The organism is Kitasatospora sp. NPDC002543 (assembly GCF_053594915.1).
Genome location: NZ_JBSFWR010000061.1, coordinates 20,380 through 39,283, shown reverse-complemented (window position 1 = coordinate 39,283; position 18,904 = coordinate 20,380). Strand labels below are relative to the sequence as shown.

General features: G+C 74.8%; 13 protein-coding genes and 1 pseudogene. 12 read left to right on the top strand and 2 right to left on the bottom strand.

From position 1 onward, the window contains the following. Positions 1-7 precede the first annotated feature (7 nt). From ACWD4P_RS23945 to mftD, 7 genes and pseudogenes are all read left to right on the top strand, one after another. On the top strand, positions 8-1,588 hold the full coding sequence (locus ACWD4P_RS23945) for an MFS transporter (RefSeq protein WP_449780986.1): 1,581 nt from the start codon (positions 8-10) through the stop codon (positions 1,586-1,588). Between the two features lie 926 nt (positions 1,589-2,514). Beyond that, positions 2,515-5,301, top strand: a complete 2,787-nt coding sequence (locus ACWD4P_RS23940) for a helix-turn-helix transcriptional regulator (protein ID WP_359830462.1) — start codon at positions 2,515-2,517, stop codon at positions 5,299-5,301. Between the two features lie 316 nt (positions 5,302-5,617). Then, a pseudogene (locus ACWD4P_RS23935) lies at positions 5,618-6,358 on the top strand (thioesterase II family protein); the annotation flags it as partial. Further along, a complete protein-coding gene (gene mftE / locus ACWD4P_RS23930) occupies positions 6,332-7,156 on the top strand; it encodes a mycofactocin biosynthesis peptidyl-dipeptidase MftE (protein ID WP_449780990.1) in 825 nt (274 codons plus the stop codon). The pseudogene ACWD4P_RS23935 and the gene mftE, both read left to right, overlap by 27 nt. Beyond that, complete coding sequence (locus tag ACWD4P_RS23925; protein WP_449780985.1) at positions 7,153-7,950, top strand: mycofactocin-coupled SDR family oxidoreductase; 798 nt, start codon at positions 7,153-7,155, stop codon at positions 7,948-7,950. Before mftE ends, ACWD4P_RS23925 begins: the two co-directional genes overlap by 4 nt. Further along, the gene (mftF, locus tag ACWD4P_RS23920) at positions 7,947-9,440 is read left to right on the top strand and encodes a mycofactocin biosynthesis glycosyltransferase MftF (protein ID WP_449780984.1); all 1,494 of its coding nucleotides are present in this window, start codon (positions 7,947-7,949) and stop codon (positions 9,438-9,440) included. The genes ACWD4P_RS23925 and mftF overlap by 4 nt, the downstream gene beginning before the upstream one ends. Beyond that, the gene (gene mftD, locus ACWD4P_RS23915) at positions 9,437-10,624 is read left to right on the top strand and encodes a pre-mycofactocin synthase MftD (RefSeq protein ID WP_449780983.1); all 1,188 of its coding nucleotides are present in this window, start codon (positions 9,437-9,439) and stop codon (positions 10,622-10,624) included. Before mftF ends, mftD begins: the two co-directional genes overlap by 4 nt. Positions 10,625-10,732: 108 nt before the next feature. Here the strand turns inward: mftD and ACWD4P_RS23910 are convergent, their stop codons facing one another. Next, positions 10,733-10,981, bottom strand: coding sequence for an acyl carrier protein (locus ACWD4P_RS23910; RefSeq protein ID WP_359831129.1), 249 nt, complete (start codon positions 10,979-10,981; stop codon positions 10,733-10,735). Between the two features lie 39 nt (positions 10,982-11,020). Continuing rightward, positions 11,021-11,866: a mycofactocin-coupled SDR family oxidoreductase gene (locus ACWD4P_RS23905; RefSeq protein ID WP_359831131.1), complete on the bottom strand. Its 846-nt coding sequence runs from the start codon at positions 11,864-11,866 to the stop codon at positions 11,021-11,023. Positions 11,867-12,194: 328 nt separating this feature from the next. Between ACWD4P_RS23905 and ACWD4P_RS23900 the strand changes: the two genes are divergently transcribed. The 5 genes from ACWD4P_RS23900 (at position 12,195) to ACWD4P_RS23880 (ending at position 18,877) form a co-directional block, all read left to right on the top strand. After that, on the top strand, positions 12,195-13,490 hold the full coding sequence (locus ACWD4P_RS23900) for an LLM class flavin-dependent oxidoreductase (protein WP_359831133.1): 1,296 nt from the start codon (positions 12,195-12,197) through the stop codon (positions 13,488-13,490). A gap of 193 nt (positions 13,491-13,683) precedes the next feature. After that, positions 13,684-15,021: a KamA family radical SAM protein gene (locus ACWD4P_RS23895; RefSeq protein ID WP_449780982.1), complete on the top strand. Its 1,338-nt coding sequence runs from the start codon at positions 13,684-13,686 to the stop codon at positions 15,019-15,021. A gap of 112 nt (positions 15,022-15,133) precedes the next feature. Further along, complete coding sequence (locus ACWD4P_RS23890) at positions 15,134-16,399, top strand: pyridoxal phosphate-dependent aminotransferase (protein ID WP_359829177.1); 1,266 nt, start codon at positions 15,134-15,136, stop codon at positions 16,397-16,399. A gap of 28 nt (positions 16,400-16,427) precedes the next feature. Then, a complete protein-coding gene (locus tag ACWD4P_RS23885) occupies positions 16,428-17,375 on the top strand; it encodes an ACP S-malonyltransferase (protein WP_359829178.1) in 948 nt (315 codons plus the stop codon). Continuing rightward, on the top strand, positions 17,372-18,877 hold the full coding sequence (locus ACWD4P_RS23880) for an AMP-binding protein (RefSeq protein ID WP_359829179.1): 1,506 nt from the start codon (positions 17,372-17,374) through the stop codon (positions 18,875-18,877). The genes ACWD4P_RS23885 and ACWD4P_RS23880 overlap by 4 nt, the downstream gene beginning before the upstream one ends. Positions 18,878-18,904 lie beyond the last annotated feature (27 nt).

Sequence of the window (18,904 nt, the reverse complement as noted above, 5' to 3'; positions counted from 1 at the left end):
CCTCCTCGTGACTACTTCGCCTGTGCCGTTGGCCGGCCGCAAGGAATGGCTCGCTCTCGTCGCCCTGATGTTCCCGCCGCTGCTGATCGGCATGGACATCACGGTCCTCTACTTCGCGGTCCCCCAGATCGCCGAGCACCTCCAGCCCAGCAGTGCCCAGCAGCTGTGGATCATCGACATCTACGGCTTCATCCTGGCCTCGGCCGTGATCACCATGGGCAACATCGGCGACCTGATCGGCCGCCGCCGGCTGCTCGTCGGCGGCGCGGTGGTCTTCGGCCTCGCCTCGGTGATGGCCGCCTACGCGAGCAGCGCCGAGATGCTCATCGCCGCCCGCGCCATCCAGGGTCTGGCCGCCGCCACCCAGATGCCGTCGGCACTGGCCCTGGTCCGCTCGCTCTTCCACGACCCCAAGCAGCGCCGCTCCGCCATCGCCACCTGGTCGATCGGCACCGCGGCCGGCCTGAGCCTGGGCCCGGTCCTGTCCGGCGTGCTGCTGCAGAACTTCTGGTGGGGCTCGATCTTCCTGATCAACGCCCCCGTGGTCGTCGTCCTGATCGTCCTGATCCTCGCCCTGGCGCCCGAGGCCCGCCGCAGCCGCGACGACCTCGGCAAGTTCGACGTGCTCAGCTCGGTGCTGTCGATCGCCGCGATGGTCGCCTTCATCTGGGGCGTCAAGGAGCTGGCCATCAACGGCTTCGCCGCCGTCCCGGCCGGCAGCGTGGCGCTCGGCCTCGCGATCGGCGCGGCCTTCCTGTTCCGCCAGGCCCGGCTGGCCAAGCCGATGGTCGACCTCAAGATGTTCCGTCACCGCGGCTTCGCCCCGGCCCTGACGCTCAGCGGCGTGGCGTTCTTCTGCGTCATCGGCTTCGGCCTGTTCAGCATGCAGTACCTGCTGGTCGTGATGGACCTCGAGCCGCTGACCACCGCGCTGTGGACGCTCGCCACCCTGCCGCTGACCGGCATGGCGTCCCCGCTGGCCGCCCAGCTCGTCAACAAGGTGAAGCCCGCCTACGTCTTCGCCGCCTCCTTCCTGATGATCGCCGCCGGCTTCGGCTGCATGACGATGCTGACCACCGGCAAGAACCTGGTCCTGTGCCTGGTCGGAGTCGCCCTGATCAGCGCCGGCTCCTCCAGCGTGCTGGCCCTGATGACCGACTTCGTCGTCGCGGTCGGCCCCGCCGACCAGTCGGGCTCGGTGGCCGCGCTGCAGAAGGCCTGCCAGGAACTGGGCGGTGCGCTCGGCATCGCGCTCTTCGGCACCATCGGCGCCGCCCTGTACCGCGACGGCTTCTCCTCGGCGGCGCTCAACGCCCTGCCCGAGGCGGTGCGCGGACCGGCCCAGGACACCCTGGGCGGCGCGGTCGCCGTCGCGCAGAACCTGCCGCCGGCCGTCGGCCAGGGCGTGCTCGACGCCGCGAAGAGCTCCTTCGTCGACTCGCTCGACTTCAACGCCTGGATCGGGATCGGTGTGGCGGTGGCCGCCGCGCTGTTCACCCTGGCCCGGCTCCTGCACGTCAGCTACTCGGGCGAGGAGGGTGCGGCCGAGGACGAGAGCACCGCGGCCGCCGAACTCGCCGCCCGCTGACCACCTCCGCCGCCCGGCCCCCTGCCGGGCGGCGGACTCCGACGGACGATCGCACACCCCCGGGTGATCGTCCCCGCCGGCGGCGGGTGCCCCGCACCCGCCGCCGCCGCGTTCACCGGCCCCGCACCGCGCCCCGCTCCCCCCGCCCGACGCTCCGCACCCGACACTCCGCCGCCGCGCCCAGCGCGGCGGCTTCTTCGTTTGCACGCGAAGCCGGGCCGCCGGAACGGACTGGTCACCCCCGCTTAAGGACGGCTTTAGGCCGCCGCAAACCCGACGCTGCACAATGTGGGCTTGCTTCAGCTGGCCCACGAATGAACAGACGGCGTCGGTGATCGCATGACCGAGGAACCGCTCGCTCCGGCGGCACCGCCCGCCGCGCCCGGGCGACGCCCGCGAGCCACCGCGCCACCGCCCCGCGGAGCGACCCTCCCTCCGGCCGCGGCGGCGCCCCACGCGCACGACCCCCGGCCGATGCCGACCGCTCGATCCACCACCCGTCGCTGACTGTCCGTCACATTCGACGAACCGGGTGCGACACGCCGGGCGAAGTCACGCATCCACTCGCATCCCGTTGATTCGTGCCTTTCACAAACAGTTGACAACCCGCCAGGAACCTCCCAACAATACGCACTGTTCGAACCCGGAACGCTGTGACCGCCGGACGGGGGAGACATGGCGACGCCCGGGGGTGACGACGGTGAACGGGGCAGAGAGATTGAACGCGCAACCAATGGGCAGGGGAGGTCACCTGCCCGGCGACCAGGGAGATTGGCCGACGCGTCCATGCCAATGAGGGCGCCGGGAAGTGCGTCGATCGCGAGTCAGGGTGTCGAGTCAAATATCGATAATATTAACGAGATTGATACTCGGGCGCACCTTACGTTCATTTGAAATATTTCTAGGATAACGGGGGAAAGGGAGCGATGAGGCTAGTCGAGCGCGATGAGGAAATACGGATACTGGACGGGCTGCTGGGCGAATGCGCCCGGGGATTCGGCAGAGTGGCCGTAGTCCGCGGGGCCGTCGCCTCCGGCAAGACGGAGCTACTCTCCGTGTTCGCCGCTCGCGCCGCGGAGTCCGGCGCACAGGTCGTCGGCGCCCGTGCCTCCCGCGCCGAACAGGAACTCCCCTTCGGCGTCATCGGCCAGCTCGTGCCCGACGCCGACGCCTGTCCCGACGGCGAGCTGTCCCGGCTGCTGGAAGAAGGCCGGACCGCCGTCTGGGGACAGCCCGAGGACAGTCGGCGTGCACTCGCGCCCACCCTCTACGGCATCTCCCGGGCCGTCATCGACCTGGCCGGCCCCGGACCCCTGGTCATCGTCGTCGACGACGTCCAGTACGCCGACCCCGCCTCGCTCCAGTGCCTCGCCTACGTGGTTCGGCGGATCACCGCCGCCCCGGTCATGCTCGTCCTCGGCGAGTGCACCTCCGTCCGCTCCGCCCACCCCGAACTCCACCTCGAACTCATCCACCAACCGCACTGCCGCCGGCTCCCGCTGCGCCCGCTCAGCCCGGCCGGCACCGCGGCGATGCTCCGCGCGCACCTGCGCGGCGAGGCCACCGAGGAACTCGTCGCGGGCGTGCACGCGGCCGGCGGCGGCAACCCGCTGATGACCAAGTCCGTGATCGACGACGTCCAGGAGAGCGGCGGCCGGGAGGTCGTCGCCGGCGAGGCCTACGCCCGCGCCGTCATGGCCACGCTCTACCGCAGCGAGCCGTCCACCCTGCGGTACGCCCAGGCACTGGCCGTCCTCGGCGGCGGCTCCGCCACCGTCCAGGCCCAGCTCGCCGGCCTCTCCCAGAGCGTCGCCCAGCACGCCGACCAGCGGCTGCGGATGATCGGACTCACCGACGAACGCGGCATCCGCCACCCGCGCGCCGTCCAGGCCGTCACCGACAGCATGGACCTCGGCCAGCTGCGCGAGATGCACGAGCGGGCCGCCTACCTCCTCTACCTGGAGGGCGCCTCCGCCGGCGAGGTCGCCGTCCACCTGGTCGCCGGGCCGGGCAACCCGCCGTGGGCGGTGCGGGTGCTGCGCGACGCCGGCCACGAGGCCTTCCGCAAGGGCGACACCGCGACCGCCGTCCGCTTCCTGCGCGCCGCCCAGACCGCCGCCGCGGGCACCGAGGACATCCGGATCCGCGCCGACCTCGCCCGCATCGAGTGGCACCGGGACCCGCTCGGCGTCACCCGCCACCTCGACACCCTCGCCGCGGCCGGCGGCGACGGCCGGCTCGACCCGCCCGCCGCGCTCGCCCTGGTCGAGTACCTGCTCTGGCACGGCCAGTTGGAGCGCGCCACCGCCCTCGTCGAACAGCTCGCCGGCACCACCGTCCGCACCGACCCGCAGACCGCCGCCCGGTTCCGGGCCACCTGCCTCTGGCTGGCCGGCCTCTGCCCCCGCCACGCCGCCCGGCTCCAGCACCTGGTCGGCAACCCGCCGGCCGCCGTGCCCTCCGCCCGCCCGATCGGCCGGCCGCAGGACGCCACCGCGCTGCTCATCGCCCTGCGCCACGACCGGCTCACCGGCGAGAACCTGGCCGCCGCCGAGGAGACCCTGCAGCAGACCCGGATCAGCGACGAGAGCCTCGCCGGCACCGTCACCGCGCTGACCACGCTCGTGCTCGGGAACCGGCTGGAGAAGGCCGAGACCTGGTGCCGCCGCCTCGCCGCCCTCGCCGACGAGCGCGAGTCGCCGACCTGGCTCGCCGTCCTCACCTCGATCACCGCCGAACTCGCCTACCGCCGCGGGGACCTGGCCACCGCCGAGGCCGAGGCCCAGCGCGGCCTGCAGCTGCTCTCCCCGGAGGCCTGGGGCGTGGCCATCGGCTTCCCGCTCGCCGCCCTGCTCTCCACCGCCACCGCCGCGGGCAAGCCCGAGCTCGCCGCCCACCACCTGGCCACCCCGCTGCCGGCGGCCGTGTTCGAGACCCTGCCGGGCCTGCTGTTCCTGCGCGCCCGGGGCCGGCACTACCTCGCCACCCGCCGCTACCGCAGCGCGCTCAACGACTTCCGCACCTGCCAGCAGCTGGTCACCGACTGGAACATCGACGCGCCCGGCGTGCTGCCCTGGCGCACCGACTGCGCCCAGGCCTACCTGCGGATCGGCGACCAGCAGCGCGCCCTGAGCCTGGTCAACGAGCAGCTCCAGCTGCTCCAGGAGGCCCAGCCGCAGCACCAGCGGGTGCGCGGCAGCGCGCTGCGCGTCCTCGCCGCCGCCAGCGACGTCAAGAAGCGCCCGCAGCTGCTGGAGGAGGCCGTGCAGGTCCTGGAGCAGTGCGGCGACCAACTCGAACTGGCCCACGCCTACGCCGACCTGGGCACCGCCCTGCACGCGCTGGGCGAACCGCACGAGGCCCGCAACCGGCTGCGCAGCGCCCAGTTCATCGCCAAGCAGTGCAGTGCCGTCGGCCTGCTGCGCACCCTGACCCCGCAGTCCCGTTCGGCCGTGCGCCCGGCCGGTGCGGAGCAGCGCGCCGCCGAGGCCCAGCCCGAGGGGGTGCCCTCCGCCAAGCCGCGGACCAACGAGCTCAGCAGCGCCGAGCAGCGGGTGGCCGCCCTCGCCGCGCAGGGCCACACCAACCGGGAGATCGCCGGCAAGCTGTTCCTGACCGTCAGCACGGTCGAGCAGCACCTGACCCGCGTCTACCGGAAGCTCAACGTCGCCGGCCGCAGCTCGCTCTCCGCCGACCTCGCCGTGGGAGCGTGAACCCGCCGCAAGCTTTCAACGCTCCGTACCCGAGGTCAACCCCCTATGGGGTGGCACGACGCCCCGCCGCGGCGGCCGCCCCACGGATGGCTGCCCCGGCGGCGGGGCGGCCAAACCCCTGGGTCACGGACGAATTCCGGAGGGTCGTCGGCCGCGCCACCCTTGACCGCCCGTCAGCGGGTTAGGGGTCGTCCGGGCCAGGTGTGGGGTGGGCGGCCGCTCCCCCGCCCCCCTTGAATGGACCGGACGGCCCGCGCCTTCGCCGCGCGGGCCGGCGACAGCCGTTCGGCGACACAGGGCAGGGGACGACACGACCATGGCAGTAGCGAGCGCCCGCGCCGGGGGCTGGATCCGGCGGTTCCACCCCGCCCCCGAGGCCGCGACCCGGCTGGTCTGCTTCCCGCACGCCGGCGGCTCGTCCACCTACTACTTCCCGGTCTCCCGTGCCCTGTCACCCGGCCTGGACGTGCTCGCCGTGCAGTACCCGGGCCGACAGGACCGGCGGTCCGAGCCGTTCGTCGACGACCTCCACGAGCTCGCGGGGATCGTCGCCGGGGAGCTGGAGGAGTTCCTGGACCGCCCGCTGGCGCTGTTCGGCCACAGCATGGGTGCCACGCTGGCGTTCGAGGTGGCGCTGCTGCTCCAGGAGCGCGGCCACGCCCCGGTCGCGCTGTTCGCCTCCGGGCGGCGCGCGCCCTCCTGCCACCGGGACGAGCACGTCCACGAGTCGAGCGACGAGGCCGTGGTGGCGGAGCTGGCCCGGGTCGGCGGGACGTACGGGGACATGCTCGACGACCCCGAGGTGCTGAGCATGATCCTCCCCGCGATCCGCAACGACTACCGCGCCGCCGAGACCTACCGGTACCGGCCCGGGCCGGTCCTCGGCTGCCCGGTGGTGGCGCTGACCGGGGATCAGGACCCCTACGTGACGGCGGACGAGGCCGCCGCGTGGCAGCGCCACACCGGCTCCGGGTTCGAGCTGCGGGTGCTGCGGGGCGGTCACTTCTTCCTCGCCGAACGGGCCCCCGAGGTGCTGCGGACCATCTCCGACACGCTCGGCGAGGACGGTCTCGTCGCCCGTTCGGCGGCGGCCGCGGCGAAGGCGACGGAGCCGGCCGCGCAGGCCCCCGAGGCACCCGCCGGGCCGCTCGGCGAACTCGCCTCGCCGCAGGCCGGGTCCCTGGGCGACGCGGCGATCCTGGCGATCCCGCTGGGCGCCACCGAGCAGCACGGCCCGCACCTGCCGCTGAGCACCGACACCGACATCGCCGAACGGCTCTGCCGCCGGCTGGCCGCCGAACGGCCCGGCGTGCTGGTCGCCCCCGCCCTCCCGTACGGGGCGAGCGACGAGCACGCGGGCTTCCCCGGAACGCTCTCGATCGGCCAGGAAGCCCTGGAACTGGTGGTCCTCCAGCTCGCCCGGTCGGCCGCGGCGACCGCCCCGCGCGTACTGCTGGTGAACGGGCACGGAGGCAACGCCGAGCCGCTGCACCGCGCCGTCGCCCGGCTGCGCGCCGAGGGCCTCGACGTACGGGCGCACTCGCCCCGCTGGGACGGCGACGCGCACGCCGGGCACGTGGAGACCTCGCTGCAGCTCGCCCTCGACCCGGACCGGGTGCGGATGGAGCACGCCACCGCCGGGAACGGCCGGCCGCTCGCCGAGCTGATGCCGCTGCTGCGGGCCGGCGGGGTGCGCGCGGTGGACGCCACCGGCGTGCTGGGCGACCCGACGACGGCCGCCGCCGAGGACGGCCACGCGCTGTGGCGCACCCTGGAGTCCGCCCTGGCTGCCGCCGTCGAGGCCTGGTGGCCCGCCCGGCCGGCGACCGCCGCACCCGCCGGGGAGCCGGCATGACCCCGAGGGTGGCGCTGGTCACCGGCGCCGCACGGGGCATCGGCGCCGCCACCGTCCGCGCCCTGCTGGCCGACGGCTGGTCGGTGCTGGCGGTGGACGCGGCGGCCGACGACCCCGCGCTCCCCTACGCCCTGGGGACCCGTCAGGAACTGGACGGGCTGGTGGCGGCCGAACGGCCCGCCGCGCCCGGCCGGATCCACCCGTTCGTCGCCGACGTGCGGGACGGCGACGCGCTGCGCGCCGCCGTCGCCGAGGCGGTCGACCGGTGGGGCGGGCTGGACGCGGCGATCGGCTGCGCCGGGGTGATCGGCGGCGGCGTCCCGCTCTGGGAGATGCCCGAGGACCGGCTGCGCGCCGTGCTCGACGTCAACCTCGGCGGCATCGTCGAGCTGGCCCGGGCGGCCGTCCCCGCGCTGCTGGAGCGGCCCGCCCCGCGCAGCGGCCGGTTCGTCGCGGTCGCCTCCGCCGCCGCGACCCGGGGCCTGCCGATGCTGGCGGCGTACTGCGCGGCCAAGGCCGGGGTGGCCGGCCTGGTGCGGGCGCTCGCGGTGGAGCTGGGAGAGAGCGGGGTGACCGCCAACGCGGTGAGCCCCGGCTCGACGGACACCCCGATCCTCGCCGAGAGCGCCCGGCTGTACGACCTGGCGGACCCCCAGGTCTTCGCCGCCCAGCAGCCGTTGAGGCGGCTGCTGGAGCCGGCCGAGGTCGCGGCCGCGATCGCCTTCCTCGCCTCCCCGGCCGCCGGCGGGGTGACCGGGGCGGTCGTTCCGGTGGACGCCGGCCTGGCCCTGTGAGCACGGCCCCGGGGCCGCTGCCCCCCGGATTCGGGGTCCGCTTCGACCCGGGGGCCGTACGGCTCGGCGAGGCCGTCCTGTACGGCGGCTCGCCGGCCCGGGTCCTGCGGCTCTCCCCCGCCGGGGTGCGCGCTCTCGACGAGCTGCGCGCCGGCCGGGTGCGCACCCCGGCCGGCGGGGTGCTGGCCCGGCGGCTGTGCGACGCCGGCCTGCTGCACCCGTGCCCGCCGGTCGGCGGGGCCCGGCCGGACGTCACCGTGGTGGTGCCGGTGCGCGACCGCGCCGGCGCGCTGGACCGCTGCCTGCGCGCGCTCGGCGCCGGGTACCCGGTGGTCGTGGTCGACGACGCCTCGCGCGACCCGGCGGCCGTCGCCCGGGTGGCCGCCGCGCACGGCGCCCGTCTGGTGCGCCGCGAGGAGAACGGCGGACCGGCCGCGGCCCGCAACACCGGACTGGCCCTGGTGACGACGGAGTTCGCCGCGCTGCTGGACAGCGACTGCGCGCCCGGGCCGGACTGGATCGAGCGGATCGCGGCCCACTTGACGGATCCTCGGGTCGCGGCGGCCGCACCGCGGATCGTGCCGTTGGCCGGGCCGGACGACGCCTCGGCGCTCACCCGCTACGGCGCGGTGGCCGGCAGTCTGGACCTCGGGCCCGCCGAGGCCCCGGTGGCGCCGCTGACCCGGGTCGCCTACGTGCCGACCGCCGCCCTGGTGGTCCGGTGCGCCGCGCTGGCCGAGGTGGCGGGCCCGGACGGCGCCTTCGACGAGTCGCTGCGCTACGGCGAGGACGTCGATCTGCTCTGGCGCCTGCACACGGCCGGCTGGCGGATCCGCTACGACCCGGCGGTGCGGGTGGAGCACGAGGAGCCCGGCAGCTGGCGCGCCCTGCTGGAGCGGCGGTTCCGGTACGGCACCTCGGCGCCCGCCCTGGCACTGCGCCACCCGGGCCGGGTGCCGCCGGTGGTCGCCGCCCCGGGGGCGGCCGCCGCGGTGGGCGCGGCCCTGCTGGGCCGCCCGGCGGCGGCCGGTGCGGCGGCGGCGCTGCAACTGGCGCTGAGCGCACGGTCCGCCCGGCGGGCCGGGCTGCCCGCCGGGCGGGCGGGCGCGGTGGCCCTGCGCGGTCTCGGGCACACCTGGCTGGGCGCCGGCCGCTACGCGGCGCAGTTCGCCGCGCCGCTGCTGGCCGCCGCCCTGCTCGCCCCGGGCTCCGCGCGCACCCCGGCGGGCCGGACGGCGGCCCGGCGGCTCGCCGCGGCGGGACTGCTGCTGGCGCCCGGCCTGCACACCTGGGCGACCCGCCGCCCGCGGCTGGACCCGGTCCGCTTCACGCTGGCCGCGCTCGCCGACGACCTGGCGTACGGCGCCGGCGTCTGCCGGGCGAGCGTGCGCCACCGCACCCTGGCCGCGGTGACGCCCGCGCTTCCCCCCGCGCCGCACCGGCGGACGGTGCGCGCCCGACCGTCTGGAAACAAGGAGAAGTCCCGATGAGCAACGGCTGGTTCGAGACCGTGGCGCAGGCCCAGCGACGGGCCCGGCGGCGGCTGCCGCCCTCGGTGTACGGCGCGCTGCTGGCCGGCTCCGAGAAGGGGCTGACGGTGCGCGACAACTACCGCGCGTTCGACGAGCTCGGCCTGGCCCCGCACGTCGCCGGCCAGCAGGCCGCGCGTGACCAGGCCACCACCGTGCTGGGGCAGCCGGTCTCGCTGCCGGTGATCATCTCCCCGGCCGGGGTGCAGGCCGTGCACCCCGAGGGGGAGGTGGCGGTCGCCCGGGCGGCGGCGGCGCGGGGCACCGCGATGGGGCTGAGCTCGTTCGCCTCCCGCCCGGTGGAGGAGGTGGTGCGGGCCAACCCGAGCACCTTCTTCCAGCTGTACTGGATGGGCTCGCGCCGGCAGATGGCGGAGCGGATGGAGCGGGCCCGGGCGGCCGGGGCGGCGGGGCTGATCGTCACCACCGACTGGTCGTTCTCGCACGGCCGGGACTGGGGCAGCCCGCACATCCCGGAGCGCCTGACGCTGCGCGAGGCGGTGCGCTTCGCCCCGCAGGCGCTGTCCCGCCCCTCCTGGCTCCGGGACTTCCTGCGGGCCGGGCGGCTGCCGGACCTGACGGTGCCGAACATGGCCGACGGCGGCGGCCCGGCGCCGACCTTCTTCGGCGCGTACGGCAGCTGGATGCAGTCGGAGCCGCCGAGCTGGGCGGACATCCGCTGGCTGCGCGAGGAGTGGGGCGGCCCGTTCATGCTCAAGGGCGTGACCAGGGTCGACGACGCGCTGCGGGCGGTGGACGCGGGGGTGGACGCGATCTCGGTGTCCAACCACGGCGGCAACAACCTGGACGGCACCCCGGCGTCGATCCGCTGCCTGCCGGCGGTGGCCGGGGCGGTCGGCGGCCAGGTCGAGGTGCTGCTGGACGGCGGGATCCGGCGCGGCAGCGACGTGGTGAAGGCGCTGGCGCTGGGGGCGCGGGCGGTCATGATCGGCCGCTCGTACCTGTGGGGGCTGGCGGCCAACGGGCAGGCCGGTGTGGAGAACGTGCTGGACCTGCTGCGCGGCGGCATCGACTCGGCGCTGATGGGGCTGGGCCGTTCCTCGATCCGCGAGCTGGTCCCGGAGGACCTGGTGGTCCCGGCCGGCTTCACCCGGACGCTCGGCGCCCCGGCCGACCGGCGCTGACCGCCCGGACACACGGGAACGCCGTGGCCGACCGCGAGGGGCATCGGGTGCGGTCGGCCACGGCGGGTCGGCCCGGCGCGGCCCCTCGGGGCCGCGCCGGGTGAGCGCTCAGCGAGCGGTGTCGACGAGCTCGGACAGCTGCTTCCACAGGGTCGCGGCGGTCGCGAAGGTCTCCATGCTCAGGGCGTCGTCGAGGAAGCGGACGTCGTACCGCTTCTCCAGCGAGGCCAGCAGCTCGACGGTGCTCATCGAGTCCAGCCCCAGGTCGGCCAGGGCGACGTCGGCGCCCAGCTCGTCCTGCGCCGGCAGGTAGGGCAGGTGTGCCCGCAGCAGCTGCTCGAACTGCTCGTCCCACATGGGCGGGTCCTCCTCGTGCGTAACGGGTGCGGCGCGGCGTCAGCGGCCGGCGTTGACCACGGCGCCGGCGTCGATCTTGAGCTGGAGGCCGGTGACGAAACGGGACTCGTCGGAGACCAGGTAGGTCACCGCGTGCGAGATCTCGATCGGGTCCAGGTAGGGGATCGGCATCGCGTGGAAGTCCTGGAAGGACGGCGCGACGTCCTCACGGGTGGCGGTCTGGAGGTCCGGGCGGAAGATCCGGTACATCGGCGCGTTGTGGATCATCGCGGTGTCGACGTTCGACGGGTGGACGACGTTGACCCGGATGCCCTTCGGCGCGAGCTGCGGCGCCAGCCAGTTGGCGTACATCGCGAGGGCCTGCTTGGCGAAGACGTAGCCGGCGCCGCCCGGCCCCATCGGCCCGGCACCGTAGTTGGAGAGCAGGCCGGCGGCGGAGCCGACCATGATGATCGAGCCGCCCTCGCCCAGGTGCGGCAGCGCGGCGTGCGCGGTGTGCAGCGCGCCGTTGAGGTTGGTGTCGACGGTGTCGCCGAAGACCGTGACCGGGCGGTCGGCGCCGACCGGGCTGATCCCGGCGTTGGCCACCACCGCGTCCAGGCGGCCGAGTTCGGCCACGCCCGCGTCCACGGCCCGCTGCACCGCGGCGCGGTCGCGGACGTCCGTCTTCGAGACGAACACCCGGCGGCCGGCCTTCTCGACCAGGCGGGCGGTCTCCGCCAGGTCCTCCTCGGAGGCCATCGGGTACTCCGCGGCGTCGACGTCCTCGCAGATGTCGATCGCGATGATGTCGGCGCCCTCCTCGGCCAGACGGACCGCGTGGCTGCGGCCCTGTCCACGACCGGCTCCGGTTACGACGACGACCTTGCCTTCCACACGGCCCACAGGGCCCTCCTTCGTCGGGAAATCCGCCGGTGGCACCCCACCGTCGTTCAACAAGGTCGTTTGTACCGCCGGGATCGGGACAGTCGGGCCCGAGCCGCCCCCTAAGGCCGCGCACCGCGCGGACTTAGGGGAACCCCCTTACGCTCCTCGCCGCGCCGCCGCGCACCGGCGGGCCCGCGCCCCTAACCTCCCCCGGCGGCGGCCCTAACCTGCCCCGATCTCCTTGCCCGGCCCGGACGGTGGCCCGAATACTCCAGAACGGCCCGACGGGCCCGGCGACCTCGACCCGGGCTCCGCGGCGAACCCAGCGAGGAAGAGGCAACCAACCATGCGTTTCGGTCTCCAGTACCACCACCAAGTACCGCGTCCGTGGGCGGCCGACAGCGAGGAGCGGGTGCTCCGCGAGTCGCTCGAACAGATCGAGCTCGCCGACAAGTTGGGCTTCGACTGCGCCTGGGCGACCGAGCACCACTTCATGGAGGAGTACTCGCACTGCTCCGCGCCCGAGGTCTTCCTCGCCGCCGCGGCCGCCCGCACCAGCAACATCCGGCTGGCCCACGGCATCGTCTCGCTGCCGCCCGCGATGAACCACCCGGCCCGCGTCGCCGAGCGGATCGCCACCCTCGACCTGGTCTCCGGCGGCCGCGTCGAGTTCGGTACCGGCCAGGGCAGTTCGCAGATGGAGCTGGACGCCTTCGGCGTGGTCAAGGCCACCAAGAAGGACCAGTGGCGGGAGGCGTTGCAGGTCATCACCCGGATGATGACCGAGGCCCCGTTCACCGGCCACGAGGGCACCTGGGTCAACGTGCCGCCGCGCAACGTGCTGCCCAAGCCCAAGCAGACCCCGCACCCGCCGCTCTGGCTCGCCTGTTCCAACCCGGACACGGTGGAGTTCGCCGCCCGCAACGGCCTCGGCGCCCTCGCGCTGGCCTTCGTCTCCATCGAGGAGGCCAAGGCCTACACGGACGCCTACTACGCGGCGTTCGCCTCCGAGGACTGCGTGCCGCTCGGCAAGGCGGTCAACCCGAACCTCGCCGTCGTGATGCCGATGCTGTGCGCGCCCGACGACGAGACGGCGCTGGACCGGGCCCTGGACGGCGCCCACTTCTTCGCCTACACGTTCATGCACTACTACTTCATCGGCGAGCACTTCCCCGGCACCACCAACATCGCGGAACTGTTCGAGCAGGGCCGGGAGATGTTCGCCATGGTGCGCGAGCCGAACCCCGAGGTGCTCGCGGCGATGGCCGCGATGGACCCGACGCTGGAGGCGCGGCTGGACGCGCTGCGCCGGGGCATCGGCTCCCCGGGGAAGCTGGTCGAGATGATCCGCGCCTACGAGGAGGCCGGCATCGACCAGATCATCTTCCAGGTGCAGCTCGGCAACACCAAGCACGAGCACATCATGGAGTCGCTGGAGCTGTTCGCCCGCGAGGTCATGCCGGAGTTCGCCGAGCGCCGTCCGGCCCGTGACGCGGCCAAGAACGAGCGGCTCAAGGCGGCCGTCGAGTCGGCCCTGGCCCGCATCGAGCACAAGGACGTCGACGTCTCCGGCTACTCCGTCGACGCCGACATGGGCACCATCCAGTACAACGCGCCGGCGCCGGGCACCACCAGCGCCTGACCGGCCGGCCACCGGGCGCGCGACCGGCGCGGCCCGGCAACCACCCCTTCTCCGGGCCGTGAGCCCACCCGGCCCCGCCCGCCGGCTCCCACCGCCGGCGGCCGGGGCCGGGCCGGGGCCGACCCCCGCCCGGGCGACCGGCCCGGTGCTCCGCCCCCGCCGGCACGAGGGGGACCACCGACCCGAGGTACGCATGAATCTCCTGGCTCCCATACCGTCCGCGACGGAGCGGTTCCGCGCCAAAGGACCGCGCCAGATCGCCGAGATAGCCGCCAAGTACGGCCTCTCCCCCGAGATCCGCGAGGCGCTCGACATCGCCTCCCTGGTCCTGCCGTTCCGGGTGAACGACTACGTCCTGCAGCAGCTGATCGACTGGTCGGCGATCCCCGAGGACCCGATCTTCCAGCTCGTCTTCCCGCAGCGGGGCATGCTCCGCGCCGAGGACGAGCGCCGGCTGGCCGAACTGTCCCGGGACAAGGCCGACGCCCCCCTGCTCCGGGCCGAGGTGCAGCGCATCCGCGACGCGCTCAACCCGCACCCCTCGGGCCAGAAGCAGCTCAACGTGCCCCGCGAGGACGGCGAGGAGATCCCGGGCCTGCAGCACAAGTACCGCGAGACGGTGCTGTACTTCCCGAGCCAGGGCCAGACCTGCCACTCGTACTGCACCTACTGCTTCCGGTGGGCCCAGTTCGTCGGCGACGCCGACCTGAAGTTCGCCGCGCCCTCGCCGGAGGGCCTGGTCCGCTACCTCGGCGGCCACCCCGAGGTCAGCGACGTGCTGGTCACCGGCGGCGACCCGATGGTGATGTCCACCGAACGGCTGCGCTCGCACCTGGAGCCGCTGCTCGGGCTGGAGAGCGTGCGCACCATCCGGATCGGCACCAAGTCGGTGGCCTACTGGCCGTACCGCTTCCTGACCGACCCGGACGCCGACGAGCTGCTGCGGCTGTTCGAGCGGATCGTCGCCGGCGGCCGCAACGTCGCCGTGATGGCCCACTTCAGCCACCCGCGCGAGCTGGAGAACGACGTCGCCCGCCGGGCGATCGCCCGGATCCGCTCGACCGGCGCGCTGGTGTACGGGCAGGCGCCGCTGATCGCCAAGGTCAACGACTCGGCCGCGGTCTGGGCCCGGATGTGGCGCGCCGAGCTGGCGGCCGGCATCGTCCCCTACTACCTTTTCGTGGAGCGCGACACCGGCCCCTACGACTACTTCAAGGTGCCGCTCACCCGGGCCCTGGAGATCTTCCAGGGGGCCTACCGGGACCTCCCGGGCCTGGCCCGCACGGTGCGCGGCCCGATCATGTCCGCGACCCCCGGCAAGATCGTGGTGGACGGCGTCGAGGAGGGGCCCGACGGCCGGTTCTTCCGGCTGCGGATGCTCCAGGCGCGGGACGCCTCGCTGGTCGGCCGGCCGTTCCGGACCCGGTACGACGAGGACGCCGCCTGGATCGACGGCCTGGAACTCGACCCGGCCACCCCCGCCGACCTCGCCGCCGCGCTGCGCCCCTACACGGCGCCGCCCCGCGGCTGAACAGCCCCCGTCCACCGGGCGGTTCCGCCGCCGAGCGCCCCCGCTCCGCACGGCCCGCCGCACCGAGGACCCCGCTCCGAGCACCCGCTCTGACCCCAGGAAGGAGCCGACGATGGCGGGCCGCGTCATGTCCCCCAACCTCGCGCTCAACCAGCTCGTCGCCGAACGCCAGGCGGCGGGCGAGGAGATCGTCCACATGGCGTTCGGCGAGGCCCGGCTGCCGGTGCTCCCCGAGATGGCGGAGCAGCTGGCCCGGGCCGCCGGCGACAACGCCTACGGCCCGGTGGCGGGCGGTGCGGCCGTCCGCGCCGCCGCGGCCGGCTACTTCGGGCGCCGCCGACTGCCCACCGACCCCGGGCAGGTGGTGCTCGCGCCGGGCAGCAAGCCGCTGCTGCTGGCCCTCCAGATGGTCGTCGGCGGCGATCTGCTGATCCCCGCGCCGGCCTGGAACTCCTACGCCCCGCAGGCCCGTTACGCGGGCAAGAAGGTGTTCGGGGTGCCGATCCCGGCCGAGTGCGGCGGGGTGCCGGACCCGGCGGCGCTGCGCGAGCGGATCCGCACCGCCCGGGCCGCCGGGGACGACCCGCGGATCCTCGTGCTGACCCTGCCGGACAACCCGACCGGCACCCTCGCCCCGCCCGCCCTCGTCCGGGAGCTGTGCGCGATCGCCGAGGAGGAGGACCTGCTGGTCGTCTCCGACGAGGTGTACCGCGACATCGTGCACGACCCCGAACTGCCCTACCTCTCCCCCGCCGAGGTGGTGCCGGAGCGCACCGTCGTCACCAACGGCCTCAGCAAGAGCTTCGGCCTCGGCGGCTGGCGCTGCGGGGTGGCCCGCTTCCCGGCCGGCCCGCGCGGCGAGGCGATCCTGCGCGACGTCCTCACCTTCGCCAGCGAGGCCTGGTCGTCCCTGGCCGCTCCGCTGCAGGCGGCGACGGCGTTCGCGCTGTCCGAGCCGCCGGTGATCCGCGAGCGGCTGGCGGCCAGCGCCCGGCTGCACGGCGCGGTGGCCCGGGCGGTGCACACCGTGTTCACCGACGCCGGGGCGCTCTGCCGCCCGCCGGCCGGCGGCTTCTACCTCTACCCCGACCTGGAGCCGCTGCGCGACCGCCTGGCGGCCGACGGCGTCACCGACTCGGACTCGCTCCAGCGGCGCCTCTTCCGGGACTTCGGCGTCGCCGTGCTGGCCGGGCACCTGCTCGGCGACGACCCGGGCGCGCTGCGCTTCAAGGCCGCCACCAGCCTGCTCTACGGCGCCACCCGCGCGGAGCAGCAGGCCGCCCTGGACGCCGCCGACCCGGTCCGGCTGCCGCACGTCGCCCGGACGCTCGACGTCCTGGCCGACGCCTTCGGCAAGCTCTGCGGCCCGCGCCCGTGACCCCCTGCACCGACCAGACAGGATGCCCATGACCACCGAGCCGCGCCCGCACACCGCGTTCGTCTTCCCCGGGATGGCGCCGTCCCAGTTCTCCGACGTCGCCAAGTTCATGATGATCAACCCCCATGCGCGGGAACTGCTCGCGGTGGCCGACGAGGTCCTCGGCTACTCGCTGTTCGCGCGCTACCGCGACGGGCGGAGCGACTACTCCGAGCACGCCCAGATCGCGTTCTTCCTCAACAGCCTCGCCTCCGCCCGGTGGGCCGAGGAGCGGTACGGCCGGCCGCAGGTGATCGCCGGGCCGAGCTTCGGCAGCAAGGCGGCCGCCGTCTACAGCAACGCGCTGGACCTGGCGGACGCCATCCGGCTGACCGCCGAACTGGCCCGCCACGAGGACGAGTACTTCGCCGCCGAGCACCGCGACATCGTCACCCACTCCTTCGCCCGCACCCCCGCCGACCGGCTCGCCGAGATCCTCGCCGAACTGGACGCGCTGGGCGGCTGGTACGAGATCTCCTGCTACATCGACGACGACTTCCACATGCTGTCGCTGGAGGAGAGCCGGGTCGAGTGGCTGGAGGGGCGGCTGCGCGCGGCCGGCGGGCTGCCGCTGTACTCGATGCGCCCGCCGATGCACTGCGCGGCCTTCGCCACCCTGCGCGACACCGTGGAGCGGGAGGTGTTCGCCGGCCTCACGTTCGCCGACCCCGAACTGCCGGTCGTCGCCGACCAGGACGGCGCGCTGCTCACCACCGGCGAGGGGGTGCGCACGATGATGCTGGAGGGCTACGTGAAGCCGGTGCGCTGGCCCGACACGGTGGCCGGACTGCAGGCCGCGGGCGTCGGCCGGGTCGTCGTCACCGGGCCGGACAAGCTGTTCGGCCGGGTGCCGGTCACCACCTCCTCCTTCGAGACACTGGCGGCCAACCCGCGGACGGCGATGATGCCCGAGCCGCAGCGGACCCCGGCCCGGTGAGCGCGCCCGCGCTGTACGAGCGCTTCCTGCGCGGGCTGGCCCGGGCACCGCACCGGCCGGCCGTCCGGGTCGGCGACCGCTCGCTGACCTACCGGGAGCTGCACGAGCGGGCGCTGCGACTGGCCGGTGCGCTGTCGGTCCGCTGCGAACGGCCGCCGGCGGCGGTGGCGGTGCTGGCCGGCAAGGGCTTCGAGGGCTACGCCGGGGTGCTCGCCGCGCTCTACACCGGCGCCGCGGTGGTGCCGCTGAACCCGGCCTTCCCGCCGGAACGCACCGCCCGGATGCTGGCGCTCTCGGACGCCGGGGCGGTCCTGGCGGACGCCGCCGGGACGGCCGTCCTGGCCCGGCTGCCGCAGCCGCTGCCGCCGGTGCTGTCCGTCACCGCGGACGGCGAGCCCGGGGAGGCCGGGCCAGCGCTGGAGCGGCCGCGGCCGGTCACGGCGGACGCGGTGGCCTGCGTGCTGTTCACCTCCGGGTCGACCGGCGTGCCCAAGGGGGTGCCGATCCGGCACTCGGCCTTCGACCACTACTTCCGGCTGTCCGACCGGCGCTACGACTTCGGCCCGCGGGACGTCTTCTCGCAGACCTTCGACCTGAACTTCGACTGCGCCTTCTTCGACCTGTTCAGCGCCTGGGGCGCGGGCGCCGCCGTGCACCCGGTGCCGCCGCACGCCTACCGGGACCTCGCCGGCTTCGTCGCCGAGCGGGGGGTGACGGTCTGGTTCTCGGTGCCGGGCACGATCGGTCTGGCCCGGCGCACCGGGGTGCTCACCCCGGGTTCGATGCCCTCGCTGCGCTGGAGCCTGTTCGCCGGTGAGGCGCTGCGCGACACGGACGCGGCGGACTGGCTGGCCGCGGCGCCCGGTTCGACGCTGGAGAACCTGTACGGGCCGACCGAGCTGACCGTCACCGTCGCGGCGTACCGCTGGCGGCCGGACACCTCGCCGGGCCTGTGCGTCAACGGCCTGTCCCCGATCGGGGCGGTGCACGAGGGGCACCGGCACCTGCTGCTGGGCGAGGACGGCGAGCCGGTCGCCGACGAGGGCGAACTGTGCGTCAGCGGACCGCAGATGGCCGCCGGCTACCTCGACCCGGCGGAGGACGCGGGCCGGTTCACCGAGCACGACGGACTGACCTGGTACCGCACCGGGGACCGGGTGCGCCGCCTGCCCGACGGCGACCTGGTCTACCTCGGCCGCCGGGACGGCCAGGTGCAGGTCCAGGGCTGGCGGGTGGAGCTCGCCGAGGTGGACCACGCGGTCCGCTCCTGCGCCGGCGTGGCCGAGGCCGTGACGGTGACCAGGCCGGGGCCCGGCGGGCTGGAGCTGGTGGTCTACTACACCGGCCGGCCGGCCACCGCCGCCGTGCTCGCCCGTGAGCTGCGCGAGCGCGTCCCGGCGGGCATGATGCCGCGTCACTTCGAGCACGTCGCGGAGTTCCCGCTCAACGCCAACCGGAAGGTCGACCGGAAGGCCCTGGCCGCCCGCGCCGCCGGCGGCTGACCCGGACGGGCGACGACGACGGGCCGG

Excerpts from the sequence above, each read along its gene's own strand:
- ACWD4P_RS23940 (WP_359830462.1), top strand. The coding sequence starts at position 2,515 with ATGAGGCTAGTCGAGCGCGATGAGGAAATACGGATACTGGACGGGCTG.
- ACWD4P_RS23925 (WP_449780985.1), top strand. The coding sequence starts at position 7,153 with ATGACCCCGAGGGTGGCGCTGGTCACCGGCGCCGCACGGGGCATCGGC.
- mftD (WP_449780983.1), top strand. The coding sequence starts at position 9,437 with ATGAGCAACGGCTGGTTCGAGACCGTGGCGCAGGCCCAGCGACGGGCC.
- ACWD4P_RS23910 (WP_359831129.1), bottom strand. The coding sequence starts at position 10,981 with ATGTGGGACGAGCAGTTCGAGCAGCTGCTGCGGGCACACCTGCCCTAC.
- ACWD4P_RS23900 (WP_359831133.1), top strand. The coding sequence starts at position 12,195 with ATGCGTTTCGGTCTCCAGTACCACCACCAAGTACCGCGTCCGTGGGCG.
- ACWD4P_RS23895 (WP_449780982.1), top strand. The coding sequence starts at position 13,684 with ATGAATCTCCTGGCTCCCATACCGTCCGCGACGGAGCGGTTCCGCGCC.
- ACWD4P_RS23890 (WP_359829177.1), top strand. The coding sequence starts at position 15,134 with ATGGCGGGCCGCGTCATGTCCCCCAACCTCGCGCTCAACCAGCTCGTC.
- ACWD4P_RS23885 (WP_359829178.1), top strand. The coding sequence starts at position 16,428 with ATGACCACCGAGCCGCGCCCGCACACCGCGTTCGTCTTCCCCGGGATG.